Origin of the sequence: Acinetobacter entericus (assembly GCF_026168575.1) — a bacterium.
Lineage (GTDB): Bacteria > Pseudomonadota > Gammaproteobacteria > Pseudomonadales > Moraxellaceae > Acinetobacter > Acinetobacter bouvetii.
The window spans coordinates 36,132-51,260 of sequence record NZ_JAPEQW010000004.1 but is presented as its reverse complement, the minus strand read 5'-3'; the positions used below and the strand labels follow the sequence as shown (position 1 = coordinate 51,260).

The 15,129-nt window shown below is 48.6% G+C and carries 11 protein-coding genes; 5 read left to right on the top strand and 6 right to left on the bottom strand.

What is annotated here, in order from left to right:
• Positions 1 to 294: 294 nt before the first annotated feature.
• Positions 295 to 1,515 carry a phosphoserine phosphatase SerB gene (gene serB, locus OKC24_RS04350; protein WP_130144316.1) on the bottom strand — a complete coding sequence of 407 codons (1,221 nt, stop codon included), beginning with the start codon at positions 1,513 to 1,515 and terminating at the stop codon, positions 295 to 297.
• Between the two features lie 77 nt (positions 1,516 to 1,592).
• Between serB and OKC24_RS04345 the strand changes: the two genes are divergently transcribed.
• Positions 1,593 to 2,846, top strand: a complete 1,254-nt coding sequence (locus OKC24_RS04345) for a hypothetical protein (protein WP_265464868.1) — start codon at positions 1,593 to 1,595, stop codon at positions 2,844 to 2,846.
• A gap of 73 nt (positions 2,847 to 2,919) precedes the next feature.
• Here the strand turns inward: OKC24_RS04345 and ppk1 are convergent, their stop codons facing one another.
• The 4 genes from ppk1 to mhpT form a co-directional block, all read right to left on the bottom strand.
• Positions 2,920 to 4,983, bottom strand: a complete 2,064-nt coding sequence (ppk1, locus tag OKC24_RS04340) for a polyphosphate kinase 1 (RefSeq protein WP_265464839.1) — start codon at positions 4,981 to 4,983, stop codon at positions 2,920 to 2,922.
• 145 nt (positions 4,984 to 5,128) lie between these two features.
• On the bottom strand, positions 5,129 to 6,109 hold the full coding sequence (locus OKC24_RS04335) for a bile acid:sodium symporter family protein (RefSeq protein ID WP_265464838.1): 981 nt from the start codon (positions 6,107 to 6,109) through the stop codon (positions 5,129 to 5,131).
• Between the two features lie 81 nt (positions 6,110 to 6,190).
• The gene (gene pncA, locus OKC24_RS04330) at positions 6,191 to 6,829 is read right to left on the bottom strand and encodes a bifunctional nicotinamidase/pyrazinamidase (protein WP_130144313.1); all 639 of its coding nucleotides are present in this window, start codon (positions 6,827 to 6,829) and stop codon (positions 6,191 to 6,193) included.
• Positions 6,830 to 7,063: 234 nt separating this feature from the next.
• Positions 7,064 to 8,275 carry a 3-(3-hydroxy-phenyl)propionate transporter MhpT gene (gene mhpT / locus OKC24_RS04325; RefSeq protein WP_130144312.1) on the bottom strand — a complete coding sequence of 404 codons (1,212 nt, stop codon included), beginning with the start codon at positions 8,273 to 8,275 and terminating at the stop codon, positions 7,064 to 7,066.
• Positions 8,276 to 9,006: 731 nt separating this feature from the next.
• On the opposite strand from mhpT, the gene dapA reads away from it, so the two are divergent.
• Genes dapA through purC form a run of 3 tightly spaced genes read left to right on the top strand, consistent with a single transcriptional unit; the run spans position 9,007 to position 11,285 of the window.
• The gene (gene dapA, locus OKC24_RS04320; protein WP_005006616.1) at positions 9,007 to 9,906 is read left to right on the top strand and encodes a 4-hydroxy-tetrahydrodipicolinate synthase; all 900 of its coding nucleotides are present in this window, start codon (positions 9,007 to 9,009) and stop codon (positions 9,904 to 9,906) included.
• A gap of 13 nt (positions 9,907 to 9,919) precedes the next feature.
• Complete coding sequence (locus tag OKC24_RS04315) at positions 9,920 to 10,528, top strand: lipoprotein-34 precursor (NlpB) (RefSeq protein WP_130144311.1); 609 nt, start codon at positions 9,920 to 9,922, stop codon at positions 10,526 to 10,528.
• A 37-nt stretch (positions 10,529 to 10,565) separates the two neighbouring features.
• Positions 10,566 to 11,285 (top strand): phosphoribosylaminoimidazolesuccinocarboxamide synthase, encoded by a 720-nt coding sequence (gene purC, locus OKC24_RS04310; RefSeq protein ID WP_005006614.1) that lies wholly within the window; start codon positions 10,566 to 10,568, stop codon positions 11,283 to 11,285.
• A 147-nt stretch (positions 11,286 to 11,432) separates the two neighbouring features.
• Here the strand turns inward: purC and OKC24_RS04305 are convergent, their stop codons facing one another.
• Entirely contained in the window at positions 11,433 to 12,710 is a 1,278-nt protein-coding gene (locus OKC24_RS04305; protein WP_131277805.1) for a replication-associated recombination protein A, read from the bottom strand.
• 265 nt (positions 12,711 to 12,975) lie between these two features.
• Between OKC24_RS04305 and OKC24_RS04300 the strand changes: the two genes are divergently transcribed.
• A complete protein-coding gene (locus OKC24_RS04300; RefSeq protein WP_130144309.1) occupies positions 12,976 to 15,114 on the top strand; it encodes an EAL domain-containing protein in 2,139 nt (712 codons plus the stop codon).
• The last annotated feature ends 15 nt before the right edge of the window (positions 15,115 to 15,129 follow it).

Sequence of the window (15,129 nt, the reverse complement as noted above, 5' to 3'; positions counted from 1 at the left end):
AGGAGTTTTTTGCATAAAAAAAGTCTTGTATTTTGAGTAAGCGACATAGCTTGTCGTAATATTATTTTGTCATTACATTTTTCCGTTTTCCGCTTTTTCTGGAACAATGATTCCATCCCGCTTGGCGTGTCATTACAAAATAAACACGGCTTTTATGCATTAAAAAATTATTTTTTCAGATGAGCTTAACCGTTGTTTTTCTCAGCTATTTTCAATTACCGCTGGTCGGCTTTCACTGCAAATGGACAAAAAAAATGCGGCGCCAGCGCCGCATTTTCATCACCCTGTCATTTTCTATGCACGGTTTAAATCTTTATCGTGTACACCCAATAAGTACAGCACACCATCTAATCCCACACTGGAAATCGCCTGATTGGCATTCTGGCGTACCAGCGGCTTCGCACGGAAAGCCACGCCCAAGCCTGCAATCGACAGCATCGGCAGGTCATTCGCGCCATCACCCACAGCAATCGCCTGCTCTACAGAAATGCCCATTTCTTTGGCAATATTGGTCAGCAGCAGGGCTTTGCGCGCGCCATCCACAATATGGCCTTTCACCTCGCCAGTGACAACGCCATCCTGCACATCCAAAACATTGGCATGCACTTCATCCAGCCCTAATTTTTCCTGCAGATACTCAGCGAAATACTGGAAACCGCCAGATAAAATAGCGGTACGGTAGCCCAATGCTTTCAGGGTTGAAATCAGGCGTTCGGCACCCTCTGTAATGGTCAGGCGTTCGGCGATTTTCGGCAGCACAGACGCATCCATGCCTTTCAGCAGCGCAACGCGCGCGCGGAAACTTTGCTGAAAATCCAGCTCGCCCTGCATCGCGCGTTCTGTAATTTCCGCCACTTGCGCCCCGACACCCGCCTCTATCGCCAGCTCGTCAATCACTTCCTGCTCAATCAGGGTCGAATCCATATCAAAGCAGACCAAACGGCGGTTGCGGCGGTAAGCATTGTCTTCCTGCACCGCAACATCAACACTCAACTCTGCAGACAGGCGCAGGCAAGCTGCGCGCATCGCCGCGGCATCCAGCATTTGCCCTTTCAGGCCAAATTGAACGCAGGCGCGTTTCGGGCCATTCTGCTGTCCATTCAGCTCGGGACGGTCGGATAAACGGGTCACGGTTTCAATATTGAAGCCTTGATTAGAGACGATTTTTGTAACCGCCTGTAAGTGCGAAGCCGTCAGTTCTGGCGCCAAAGCCGTCACGATATAGCGTGTACGCCCTCCCTCACTCACCCATTGGTCATATTCTGCTGCAGAGATCGGTTTAAAGCGCACAGTTAAGCCGATATCATGTGCTAGAATCAGTATTTCCTTCATGGCTAATGCTGTCGCAGTTTGATCATCAGACGATACAACAATACCTAAAGTCAGCTGGTTATGGATGACGGCTTGGCCAACATCTAGAATTTGTAAGGAATGAACGGAAAGAACCTGCATTAATCGTGTGAATTGATTAGGCTGGTCAGGTCCTAAAAATGAAATAAGAATGATTTCTCGCATGAAGTGACTCGGGTCTGAGCTGCAACTATTGTGAGAATCATAATCGAAAATGAACTGAATTGCCTTGGAAGTTTACGTTGAATGCGCCTAGACAAGGGCTATTTGCTAGCCTACTGATTATAAGTTTTGCTTTTCATACCTTTTTACTGGTACTGGCAACAACTCACCAGCTGAATGAAAACCGCGCCAGTCAGGGCCAGCTCATGACCAGCCAGCTGGTCACGGACAGCATTTCTGAAATGGAGCCCGCGAATACCGTCTCTCTGGCGCTGCTGGCAGACCGCTATGCCACCAACCCGAGCGTGGCTTCTATCCGTATTTTAAATGCGGATAATCAAGTGCTGGCAACCGGCGGTTTAACCAAAACCCGCGCTGGCGAGGTCTTTGTCCGCGATGCGCTGCAAAATGAAAAGAAAGTCGGCACTGTGGAAATCACCTTAATTAAACCCAGCATTGGCGAAATTCTGCGGACACAGTGGCTGGCGATTCTGGCATCGCTGTTTGTTCACGGCTTGCTTTGGCTGGCTTACCGCGCGATTGCCCGTCCAAGCCGAAGCGAATATTTGGCGCGCATCAACAATGAATCCCGCCTGAAGCATGAAATTCAAACGCTGACCCAAGCGCTGGAGCAGGAAAAGCATAACGCGGCTGTCGCGATTGCGCAGGCGCAGCAGAATGCGCAGCACAAAGCCAAGATCAAAGAAAGCAAGCCTGCAGTGGTCGACAGCAATGATTTAGCGCTGAACATTCAGTTCTACGATCCTAAACAGCTGCTGGATACGGTCAACACGACCGTTTCTGTGCCGTATTTTAATTTATGCCAGATTTTCCTGAATAAAACGGCTGAACTGTGCGTACAGCATTACAAGCTGAACAGTTCCGATATTTGCACGGTGCATAAATTTGATGATCAGGGCGCAACCATCAGCATTGCAGCCGATAAGCCCAATGCCCTGCAGTGCTTAGCCATGATCGGCGCAGTCTTCCAGTTGCTGTCTGATGTGCTGTACAAGCGCTACCGAGAAGAAAAACGCTTTGTGCTGCAAACCCGCAGCGCGGTATCCAGCGCCGTGGAAGCGATGCAGCTGTCAGCAGTGCAAGCCGCTGAACGCCTGGTGCAGCAGCTGTCGGCCAAAGAAAGCGCCGTGCACGTGCCCAATGAACTGCTGAAGGAAATTTCAGAACACTTCCAGCTGGTCAGCCTGCCAAATCCAACCAACGTGCTGACCCGCCATGCCTTTATGGTCAATGGCATGGACAGCGATGCGGCCGAGCTGGCGCAAAGCTTCCGCACCGAAATTTTAAAATCCAAGCAGTCTAAAGCCTCTTAAACTGCGATAAGACATAAAAAAAGCCTGACACTGTTCAGGCTTTTTTTATGGAGATAAGACAGCGGAACCGGCCTTAGACTTTCAGCAGTTTTTGCTCCATCAGCAGGCGCTGCGCGCTATGCGCCTGAGCAGGATCAGTGCAGGCTGCTTTTTTCCAATGGCCGTCCGCCTGCAGCTCCCATGCATTTTGATTGTCCTGCAGATAATTGATCAAGCCGTCTTTGAAAATACGCTTTTTCAGGCGGGCATCTAGAATCGGGAAACAGGTTTCCACCCGGGAGAATAAATTGCGGCCCATCCAGTCCGCACTGGCGCAGTACAGTTTTTTCTCGCCGCCATGCTCAAAATAGTACACGCGGGTATGTTCTAAAAAGCGCCCGACGATGGAACGTACATGGATGTTGTCCGACATGCCCTTAACTTGCGGAATCAGGCAGCAGATGGAACGGATAATCAGGTCAACTTTGACGCCGGCTTCTGAAGCGCGGTACAGCGCCGCAATCAGCTGCGGCTCCGTCAGCGCATTGGCTTTAATGATGATGCGGGCTGTTTTACCCGCCTGCGCAAATGCAATTTCCTGATCAATCAGCCGCAGCAGTTCACTATGCAAGGTAAACGGCGCATGCAGCAAGGCTTTTAATTTGGCCATTTTACCCATGCCTGTCAATTCCTGAAACATGCGGTGCACATCTTCACACACTTCAGGCTGTGTGGTCATTAGGCCGTAATCGGTATACATGCGGGCATTGCCCGCATGGTAATTGCCGGTACCCAAATGCACATAGCGCCTGAGCTGACCGCTTTCGCGGCGCACAATCAAAATCATTTTGGCATGGGTTTTATAGCCGACAATGCCGTACACCACGACGGCGCCCGCTTCCTGCAGAATATTCGCCACCATAATATTGGACTCTTCATCAAAGCGCGCGCGCAGCTCAATCACTGCTGTCACTTCTTTGCCGTTGCGGGCGGCCTCCGCCAGCACCTGCACAATTTCAGAATCCGGCCCGCTGCGGTACAGGGTTTGCTTCATCGCCAGCACTTTGGGATCTTTGGCGGCTTCTTTCAGCAAGCTGATCACCGGCTGGAACGAATCAAAAGGATGATGCAGCAGCACATCCTGCGCCTTTAAAATGTCAAACATGCTCTGCTGCTTGCGGAAGATTTTTGGAATAATCGGCGTGAACAGCGGATACTTCAGCTCAGGGCGGTCAAAACTGGAGCTTAAGCGCGATAGATTGATCGGGCCATGAATGCGGTACAGCTCCTGTTCGCTCAGATCAAATTCATCCAGCAGATACTGAATAATGCCGGCAGGGCAATCCTCTTCTATTTCCAAACGCACTGCGCGTCCAAAACGGCGCGATGACAATTCATCTTTCAATGCCACAGCCAAGTCATCGACATCCTCTGACAGAATCAAATCTGCATTGCGGGTGACGCGGAAGGCATAACAGCCGGTCGCCCGCATGCCGGGAAATAAGTCACTGATATGCTGCTGAATAATAGCCGTTAAAAAAATTTGCGCGTCAGCACTTCCGGCAACTTCAGCAGGCAGATGAATCAGGCGCGGCAAGGAGCGCGGCGCAGGCACAATCGCCATGGCAATTTCACGGCCGAAAGCATCTTTGCCTTCCAGGCTGACAATAAAATTCAGGCTTTTATTCACCAGGCGCGGAAAAGGATGTGAAGGGTCTAAACTGATTGGCGTTAATACCGGCTGTACGTCTTTGGCAAAAAAATTGGCAATCCATGGCTTGTGCTTTTCTTCAATATCCTGATATTGAATAAATTGAATGCCTTGATTCTGCAGCGCCGGCAAAATCGCCTGATTTAAGATGCCATACTGCGTTTTAACGGACTCATGCACCGCTTGAGACAGCGCCTGCAGCACAACCTCAGTGGGCAATGCATCGGGCGTACGGGCAATTGCATTCAAATCCAGCTGCTTCATTAAGCCCGCGATGCGGATTTCAAAGAACTCATCCAGATTCCGCGCAAAAATAATCAGGAAGTTTAAGCGTTCCAATAAAGGCAGGCGGGAATCCTGCGCCTGCGCAAGCACGCGGCGGTTAAATTCAAAAAGCGATAATTCGCGGTTGAAATAAGTCTCCGATGAATGCTGAAAATTTTGCATACCCTCTCAATGCTGTTTTGCAACAGTCTGTTATAAAGCTTACGGGAAGGCATGTTAGGCAGACTTTATGACAAACATGTTACAGCTGTTCGAAACGGGCGGATTTCAGCAGGAAAGCCGTCATTTTTCTGTAATAAAAACAGCGCTAAGGCGCTTCCGATGAAGATGCATCCTGCAGGGCTTTCTGCTGTGCGGGTTCTGTTTTACTGGCCCAATAGCTGGCCAAAGCAGGCCCTGAAATATTATGCCATAAGCTGAAAATAGCGCTGGGCACTGCCGTCACAGGTGAGGCTGCGAAATGCGCTGCCGCCAGCGCAACCCCTAAGCCGGAATTCTGCATCCCCACTTCAATGGCAACCGCTTTGCAGTCAGCGTAAGGCAAATGCAGCAGCCTGCTGGCCCAGAAACCCAGCAGATAGCCCAAACCGTTATGTAGCATCACCACACACAAAATCAACAGGCCAGACTCTAAAATCTGCGCTTTGCTGCCAGCAATAATCGCCGCCACAATCGCGACAATCCCCAATACCGAGATCAGCGGCATCACTTGGATATAAGATTCAACCTGACGCTTAAACAGGCTGCGCGCAATCAAGCCCAGCAAAATCGGAAACAGCACCACCTGCAAAATAGACAGCAGCATAGAAACTGCATTGATCTCGAGCCATTGGCTGGCTAATAAATAAAAAATGGCAGGCGTTAAAATCGGCGCCAAAATCGTTGAGACCGAAGTGCATGCCACAGATAAAGCCGTATTGCCTTTGGCCATATAAGTGATGACATTGGAAGCAGTCCCGCCAGGGCAGCAGCCGACCAAAATCACGCCTACGGCAATTTCTGCAGGTAGAGCAAAAGCTTTGCACAATACATAAGCTAATCCAGGCATAACAATAAACTGCGCAGCCACGCCAATCAGTACCGCTTTAGGGCTTTGCAGCACGCCTTTAAAATCGGCGGCGGTCATGGTCATTCCCATGCCAAACATAATGATGCCCAGCACCCACGGAATATAGGCTTTCAGCCAAATGAACAGTTCAGGCATCCACAGCGCAATGCCAGAAAGCAGCACGACCCATAACGCAAAAGTTTTCTGTATCCACTGATTAAAGCTCAAAAAAGCGGCCATGCGCTCCCCTCCTGCAGGCAGATGAAAAAGGCATCCTGCAAGATACCTACATTCATCTGTCATATTCTATTGGAGCTGAAACTATACCGTTTCATGCAAACTGACAATATCTTTTGTATAGATGCGCTTCACGCCTTGCGCCAGCATCTCTTGCCACGCATGCTGCAAAGATCCATTCAAATCAATGCCTTTGCAGGCATCTGCTATGACAAAAGAACGGAATCCCAGCTTGCAGGCATCCATCGCCGTCCACGCGACACAAAAATCGGTTGCAATGCCCGCCACAAAGACCGTATCAATCCCGCGCTCTTTCAAATATCCGGCAAGTCCGGTAGAGGTGCGGTGATCCGCTTCCATAAAGGCAGAATAGCTGTCGATGCCTGTATGAAAACCCTTGCGGATCACCAGCTGCGCATGCGGCACATTCAAGTCCTGATGCAGTGCTGCATCATGTGTTCCCTGCACGCAATGCGCAGGCCATAAAACCTGCGCGCCATAAGGCAGCTGAATTGTATCAAAAGGCTGATGGCCTGCATGATTTTCGGCAAAGGAAATATGATCGGCAGGATGCCAGTCTTGAGTCAGCACCACATTGTCAAAATACTGCGCCAGCTGGTTGATCGCTGGAATAATTTGGTCTGCATGGGCGACTGCTAAATTGCCGCCAGGGGTAAATCCATGCTGCACATCGACAATAATCAGTGCGCTATTGTTTTGCATAATGCTCTTTCCATTTTCTTATTCATTGCTGACTGCTTCTCAGCATAGCTGAAAAGCCTTAAGTATTCAGGCTTCCTCCGTAAAATGGAATGACCGTTTTTCTGCTTTGCTGACTGTTCAGGGCAAATCCGGCATGTGTTCACTTGCGCATGCGTTTAGCTGCAGGTGAACCTCCGCAAACAAAAAAGCCCGCATCAGCGGGCCTTGTCAAAAATCTTTACAGCCTTGCTGCTTTTACTGCGGTACGCGGCGTACCAGCAGCAGCATAACGATTGCAGAGATAATAATGCATGGAATCGCCGCAGAAATGACTCCCGCTGCGCCAAAGCCTGCAGCCAGCAGCTGGCCTGCAATAGCCGGCCCAAGCATCGCTCCGATACGGCCAACCGCTGAACCGACGCCGACACCTGTGCCACGCACTTCAGTCGGATACACAATACCGCCAAACGCATACAGCACGCCTTGACAGCCAATCACAAATGCGCCAACCAAAGCGGAAGCCATGTACATTTGCGTTAATGAACCCGCGCCATTGAGGGCAAATAGGCCAGCCAAAATACCGCCGTACATCAAAACAATCACGTAGGCTTTTTTCCAACGGTCCGTCAGCATGCCTAAAATGATCGTACCGATTGTTGCACTCACCATGAAGTAGAACTGTGCTGTTGCACCGTCTTTACGTGTAAAGCCAAGTTCTGTGAATAGAGATGGCAACCAGCTCAGCATGATGTATACCACCATCAGCGTGAAGAAGTAGCTTACCCAAATACAGAAAGTACGCGTGCGGTTTTCAGTATTGAATAGATCTTTGAAAGAACCTTGAGGTGTAGCTTCTGCAGCAGTTGCATTTTCAGCCAGTTCTTTGGTCTTCAAATATTCTTTCGATTCAGGAAGCAGCCACATCATTAGTGGAATCACAATGATTGGCAATAAGCCGCCTAAATAGAATACGTTTTTCCAGTTTGCGCCAAAGTCCGTCGTCGCAATGAGTGACAGAATGGCTGCGCCGACCGGCATGCCGCAGTACATCAAGCCCACTGCGCGGCCGCGGTTTTGCGGCGTGACCGCTTCAGACGCCAGCGTAATCAGAATCGGCATGGCTGCGCCAAGGCCAGCGCCAGCGAGAAAACGTACCGCCAATAAGCTGTGGAAACTGTTGACCCATGCTGTGAATAGCGTAAATAAAGCAAACACTGCCGTAGAGCAGATCAGGACTTTCTTGCGTCCAATCCGGTCTGCAACACGGCCACCAACCAGTGCGCCAGGCAATAAGCCTAGAATCCCTGCACTAAAAAACACACCCAACTGCGATTTGTCCAAACCAAAGTCCTCACGGATACCTGCAGCGGCAATGCCGGCCGCCTGAATATCCAGGCCTTCAATGACCGCAATCAGGAAACAGATGGCTACCGTGACAATAGCGTGTTTATTGTCTGATTTTTCCATTGTAGAATCCTTGTTCAATCAGTGTTCAAATTAGAATTCCATCATCTATGAGCGTGCTGTATAAAATAACTATCAATAAGTTGAACCTTTTACTCAGGTTTAACTTTAAATAATGGATTTTTTAGCGTTTTTTTACGGATCGAATAAAGTCATAAAAACAATAACTGAACTCTAGGCTGAAGCCGGAGTTTTAGCCGCTCATCGTTTCAAATCAGCGCTGAAATGCCAAAGCCGGCACATTAGCAGAGCGAGTGCTTTATATTTTAAATAGATTATTAAGGTAGTTTTTATTGATCATTTTAATGATGGAACATTCAAAATTGGATAGCTTTCAGATCTATCTTCATCCTTTTTTCCTCTTAAAACTTGAGTAAAAAGCACGGATTTCCAGTTTTTCATCGCTTCGGCACCATTACAGCAGTTCACTTCAGGCAGCACGCCGCAACTGAGTACGCTCAAATGGACTGCCTGCCGCGTTTTCTTTGATCACCCCGCCTTTGTGTAAATTTCACAGAATATCCGCTTGCTTGTTTTAAATAGGCTTTGTATAAAGAATTTTATGGCTTTGACTAAAGCATATTGTTCTTATGCTTACGATCAGTCATAATTTGCATAAGCATTATTCAGCCGCCATGAAGCGCATTGATTTTGCTATAAATCAAAATACGAACCCATCCAAATTCATGTTTCCCAAACTTCACTTCGGATGGACAAATAGGATTTTTTTCAAAATGACTCAGCAAGCACAGACCATTCAAGGCTCAATTGTCGCAATCGTCACCCCCATGTTTGAAGATGGAAGCGTAGATTGGAAGGGTCTAGAGAAGCTGGTTGAGTGGCATATCGCCCAAGGCACCAACAGCATTGTTGCCGTCGGCACCACAGGCGAAGCATCAACGCTAAGCATGGCTGAACATACGCAAGTGATCAAAGAAATCATCCGTGTGGCCAACAAGCGCATTCCGATTATTGCCGGCACTGGCGCAAACTCTACCCATGAAGCGATTGAGCTGACCAAAGAAGCTAAAGAGCTGGGGGCGGACGCTGCCCTGCTGGTAACGCCGTACTATAACAAACCGACGCAGGAAGGCTTGTTCCAGCACTATAAAGCCATTGCTGAAGCGGCTGACATGCCGATGATTCTTTATAACGTCCCTGGCCGTACAGGCGTCGACATGGAAAACGAAACCGTGATCCGCCTGGCTGACATTGCGCAAATTGTCGGCATTAAAGATGCCACCGGCGATGTGCCGCGCGGTCAAGCCCTGATTGAAGGCTTAAAAGGCAAAGACATGACTGTTTATTCAGGCGATGATGCAACTGCTTACCAATTGATGGGCTTAGGCGCGCAGGGCAATATTTCTGTAACAGCCAATGTTGCGCCAAAAGCAATGAGCGAAGTCTGCGCAGCTGCGATTGCCGGCGATGCGGCTGGCGCTGAACTGCTGAATGCCAAAGTTGCAAATTTACACAATATTCTATTTTGCGAATCCAACCCGATTCCTGTGAAATGGGCACTTCATGACATGGGCTTAATCGGCGCAGGCATCCGCTTGCCGTTAACTCCGCTAGCAGAACAATACCGCGCACCGCTTCATGAAGCATTAGCCGATGCGGGCGTTATTCAATAAAGAGCAAAATATTATGCAATTACGTTTAGGATTAACCCTTGCGCTTTCTGTATTCAGTTTAGCCGGCTGCAGTTCCCTCGCCTTTAACAATGGCACCTTGGACTACAAAGACACGACCGAGCTTAATCCGCTGCAATATCCTGAAGGCTCCATGGTTCGTCCTGCAACGCCGCTGTATCCTGCTCCAACGGTTGATCAGCTTGCTATTGAGCATGCCCCTAAACTGGAAAATCAGAAAGGCAACCGTTTTTCCCTGCCGCGTCCTGATGAAAATCAGGAACACGCCATCTCTGATGCCGGCCAGGCCGAAGAAGCTGCTATCGGCCGTCCTCAGCTGGTCACAGACGGAAATCAGAATCCATTGCTCAAAATCGATGGGAATTCTGCTACAATTTGGCAATACACGCTTGCTACCCTCAGCAGCCTTAATCATACCGTCGTTGCTCAAAGCAAAAACCGTTACGAAGTAACTGTTAAAGTCGATCAGCAAACCTATATTTTAAGACTTTCATCTGCTGGGTCCAGCAACAGCCTTGCTGTGTTCAATGCCGATAACAGTTTTGCAGACAAACAAACCGCTGCAGACCTGTTAACTCAGATTTACCAAAATTGGCCAGCCTAGACACTTCTAGGCATTTTTTTTGAAAAAGGTTCCCTCCATGTTAAAACAAACCTTGCTCTATACTGGTAAAGCGAAATCTGTTTATGAAACAGACAGCGCAGATCACCTCATCCTAGTCTTCCGTGATGATGCATCCGCATTCAACGGCGAGAAAATCGAACAGCTGGATCGTAAAGGTAAGGTGAACAACCGTTTTAACGCCTTTATCATGGAAAAATTGGCTGCTGCCGGCATTGAAACGCACTTTGAAAAGCTTCTTTCTCCGACTGAAGTTTTAGTCAAAAAATTGAAAATGATTCCTGTTGAATGTGTCGTACGCAACTACGCAGCGGGCTCATTATGCCGCCGCCTGGGTGTTGAAGAAGGCAAAGAACTGGTTCCGCCTACGTTTGAACTGTTCTTTAAAGATGACGCGCTGGGCGATCCAATGGTCAACGAATCTCAGGCGATTTCTTTAGGCTGGGCTACTGCTGAACAGCTGGCTCAAATGAAAGAGCTGACTTATAAAGTAAACGTCGTGCTTAAAGAATTATTTGCTGCTGGCGGCATGCTGCTGGTGGACTTTAAACTTGAATTCGGCGTGTTCCATGACCGTATCGTTTTAGGTGATGAATTCTCTCCAGACGGCTGCCGCCTGTGGGATAAAGACACCAAGAAAAAACTGGATAAAGACCGTTTCCGCCAAGGCTTAGGCGGTGTAGTTGAAGCGTATGAAGAAGTCGCTGCCCGTATCGGCATCGATCTTTCAGACATCTAATGCATGTCTAAGCTTTAAAGCAAAAAGCCGGGCATTCAGCCCGGCTTTTTTGACGGAAAATAAACTGCAGGGCTTTGCCAGCCCGCCGCGCTCTAGAATGCGTCTCTCAGGGACATTCTTTTTGCCCAGCCCCAAAGCCGGGCTTTTTTACTGCTGTTGCTGCTGTTCCTGCATCCAGCGGCGCTGCTGCAGGCGCTCACCTTCCACTTCGCGTTTATTGCGTGCAGATTCATATAGTTTGGTGCCCTTAAGTTCCGGCGGCAAATATTCCTGCAGCACAAAATGCTCTGGATAATTGTGCGGATACAGATAGTCCACTCCATAGCCCTGTTCTTTCATCAGTTTGGTTGGCGCATTGCGCAAATGCAGCGGTACAGGCAAATTCGCAGTCTTTTCCGCAAGGCTCATGGCCTGATTAATGGCTAAATAGGTGCTATTGCTTTTGGCGCTGGTGGCTAAATACACGGCGCACTGCCCAAGGATAATCCGCGCTTCAGGCATGCCTAGGGCCTGTACAGAGCGGAAGCATTCTCCCGCCAGCAGCAGCGCATTCGGGTTGGAGTTGCCGATATCTTCAGAAGACAAAATCAGCATGCGCCGCGCAATAAATACCGGGTCTTCCCCGCCTTTCAGCATGCGCGCGAGCCAATACAAGGCAGCATCAGGATCACTGCCGCGGATGGACTTGATCATGGCTGAAACCAGATCATAGTGCTGTTCGCCAGACTTGTCATAACGGGCAATATTCTGCTGCGCGACTTTCACTACCACCGCATTGGTGATGATGTTTTCCTGATCCGGTTCGAAGGTGCTGGCGATTAAATCCAGCATATTCAGCGCCTTGCGCGCGTCTCCAGCGGCAAACTGCACCAGCGCTTCAAATTCTTCAATTTGGATATAACGCTCTTTGAGAAAACTGTCTGTACGCAGCGCATGCGCCAGCAGGGTTTGAATGGATTCGGCATCCAGCGCATTCAGGGTATACACTTGGCAGCGCGACAGCAATGCGCTATTGACTTCAAAAGACGGATTTTCTGTTGTTGCGCCAATCAGCGTGATCTTGCCTTTTTCGACCGCATTCAGCAGCGCATCCTGCTGTGATTTGTTAAAACGGTGAATCTCATCAATAAACACCACAGGGGGCAATAAGTCACCGCCATCCGCAATCACTTCACGCAGTTCCTTGACCCCCGTATTCAGCGCCGATAAGCTGACAAATGGCCGATCGACCGCCTGCGCCAGCAGCAGCGCGACGGTGGTTTTCCCAACGCCTGGCGGCCCCCAGAAAATAATGGACGGCAAATGCCCCTGATCAATCATCTGGCGCAGCGGCGCCTGATCTCCCAGCAAGTGATCCTGTCCAATAATTTCGGAAAGGTCTCGGGGTCTAATACGTTCGGGTAGCGGAATATTGCTGTCTGACATCTTCTGATTTCACGGCTGCTAAAAACACGTCGGAAGCCATTCTAACACTAGGATTTTAAATCCATGAGCATTATTCATGCAGCCTCCGCCTATATGCTGAAAATTACTCATTGATTAGTTAGTCGAAATGCTCTATGCAAAGCCGAATAAATATGTTTAATTCATTGAGGATTATTAAAATATTTTTATCGAAGAATCAATTTTCCACACTATAAAATGTGATTAATGTCATAATTTGAAACGCAATCATTAAATGGTGGACGTAATGAAGTCGTCATTGAAAAGCAAAGCGCATGCATCCAGGCCGATTAAATCAGAAATTGCAGCCCAATTTCAGCCTCCTGCTATGTTTACAATGCCGGCACTCACCAATCCCCTGCCCCATTCTTTAATGAATGATCTGCATTTGCCGATTTGGATCAAAACGCAGCACAGCTCCCCCTATTTCAACAGCGCAATGGCGCAATTTATTGGCCTTGAACAAAAACCGGTTAATGACGAACAATGGCTTCAGTACATCCATCCTGAAGATTTAGAACACTTGATTATCCTTTGGCGCACAGCCAATTTGACCTCCAAAAGCTTTCATAAAGACTGCCGCGTTAAACACGCTAAACTGGGTTACCGCATGTGCAGCCTGCAGATTAAGTTTCCCGCAGCCGAACAGCCCTTATACCAATGGCTGCTCAGCATCACCGATATCCATGAAGAATATGAAAAGCAGCTGCTGCTCAGCCAGCAGATTTTCCGGCAAAATAAAATGCTGGATGCCAGTGTAGACTGCATTAAAATCTTAACGCCAGATGGCAAAGTGATGCATATGAACCGCTCAGGCTGTTTAGCGCTGGGAATCTCCGCTGATGAAAAAAATTTCGGCATGCCTTGGCTGAATTTATTGCCCAACGATGCCCGCACGGCGGGTGAAAAAGCCCTGCATTTGGCGGCCTCAGGTCAAAATGCGCGCTTTGCAGCAAAAAGCCTGACGTCTGGGCAGGAAGTGCAGCATTGGGATAATATTTTAACGCCCATCATCGATGAAAACGGCGCCACGCATCAAATTTTGTGCGTATCCCGGAATATCAGCCCGCAAATGATGGCCGAAGAAAAATTGCAGCATGTCATTGAAGAAGATCAATTAACTGGCCTGCTGAACCGCCGGGCATTCAATAAATTATTCAAAATGACCTTGCAGGATGCACAAAACCGCCAGCAGCAAGTCGGCCTGCTACTCATCGATTTGGATTATTTCAAGCACGTCAATGACACGCTGGGGCATACTGCAGGCGACCACCTGCTGGTGACTTTAGGACAGCGCTTCCAAAACTGTTTTGATGAGCATATTACCGTAGCGCGTTTAGGCGGTGATGAATTTGCAATTTTAGTGCCTCATCTGAAAAGCCAAGAGCAGCTGCTGAGCATCGCGCATCAGGCCTGGATGCAAATGGAATTGCCGATCAGCTATACAGGGCAATTCATTAATGGCGGCATGAGTATCGGCTGCTCAATTTATCCAGGCAATGCGCAAAATGCATCAAATTTATTGAAATGTGCTGATATTGCCTTAAACGATTTAAAGTCCAGCGGCCGCGGCGGCATCCGCATGTTTACTCAATCCATGTTTGAAGCGCTGAAAGTGACAACCCAACAGCTGACCTTAGCCCGCAGCATTTTAAAATCAGACAGCATTGAGCCGTATTATCAGCCGAAAGTGCTGCTGCAGGATGGCCGCGTCATTGGATTTGAAGCGCTGCTGCGCTGGCATAACCAGGAAGGGCAATTACAGCTGCCTTGCAATATTTTCGCGGCTTTTCATGATTATGAACTCGCCTCTGGCATCAGCGACACCATGCACCGTAAAATTTTTAAAGACATTCGGCAATGGATGGCGGATGGAATGGAGGTTATGCCGATTTCTATTAATGCCGCCCCTGTTGAATTTTTGCGAGATGATTATGCTGAAAAACTGCTGAAGCGCATGCATACATATAGCATTCCGCATCATCTGATTGAAATTGAAATTACCGAACAAAGCCTCTCCGAGCACGGCGCCGACTATGTAATACGCGCGCTGAACCTGCTGAAAGCAGCCGGCATTCAAATTTCTCTGGACGATTTTGGCACAGGGCATTCCTCATTAACCCGCTTAAAGGACTACCCGATTGACTGCATTAAAATTGATAAAAATTTTGTCGAACACATGACCAATGACCAGTCTGCTTTAGCCATCGTTAAAACCATCAGCCAGCTGGGCAGCAGCATTGCGCTGGACATTTTAGTCGAAGGCATCGAAACAACTGAACAGCTGGAAATTTTAAAAGCCTGCAACTGCAACAAGGGTCAAGGCTTCTATTTTTATACCCCCATGAACAGCACAGATGCTGAACAGCTGTTATCAACACGATAAACACCGCTTCGCATA

Bases quoted from the DNA above. Each gene is read 5' to 3' on its own strand.
- mhpT (WP_130144312.1), bottom strand. From the start codon at position 8,275: ATGGAAAAATCAGACAATAAACACGCTATTGTCACGGTAGCCATCTGT.
- serB (WP_130144316.1), bottom strand. From the start codon at position 1,515: ATGCGAGAAATCATTCTTATTTCATTTTTAGGACCTGACCAGCCTAAT.
- OKC24_RS04315 (WP_130144311.1), top strand. From the start codon at position 9,920: ATGCAATTACGTTTAGGATTAACCCTTGCGCTTTCTGTATTCAGTTTA.
- OKC24_RS04305 (WP_131277805.1), bottom strand. From the start codon at position 12,710: ATGTCAGACAGCAATATTCCGCTACCCGAACGTATTAGACCCCGAGAC.
- purC (WP_005006614.1), top strand. From the start codon at position 10,566: ATGTTAAAACAAACCTTGCTCTATACTGGTAAAGCGAAATCTGTTTAT.
- pncA (WP_130144313.1), bottom strand. From the start codon at position 6,829: ATGCAAAACAATAGCGCACTGATTATTGTCGATGTGCAGCATGGATTT.
- OKC24_RS04300 (WP_130144309.1), top strand. From the start codon at position 12,976: ATGAAGTCGTCATTGAAAAGCAAAGCGCATGCATCCAGGCCGATTAAA.
- OKC24_RS04335 (WP_265464838.1), bottom strand. From the start codon at position 6,109: ATGGCCGCTTTTTTGAGCTTTAATCAGTGGATACAGAAAACTTTTGCG.
- dapA (WP_005006616.1), top strand. From the start codon at position 9,007: ATGACTCAGCAAGCACAGACCATTCAAGGCTCAATTGTCGCAATCGTC.
- ppk1 (WP_265464839.1), bottom strand. From the start codon at position 4,983: ATGCAAAATTTTCAGCATTCATCGGAGACTTATTTCAACCGCGAATTA.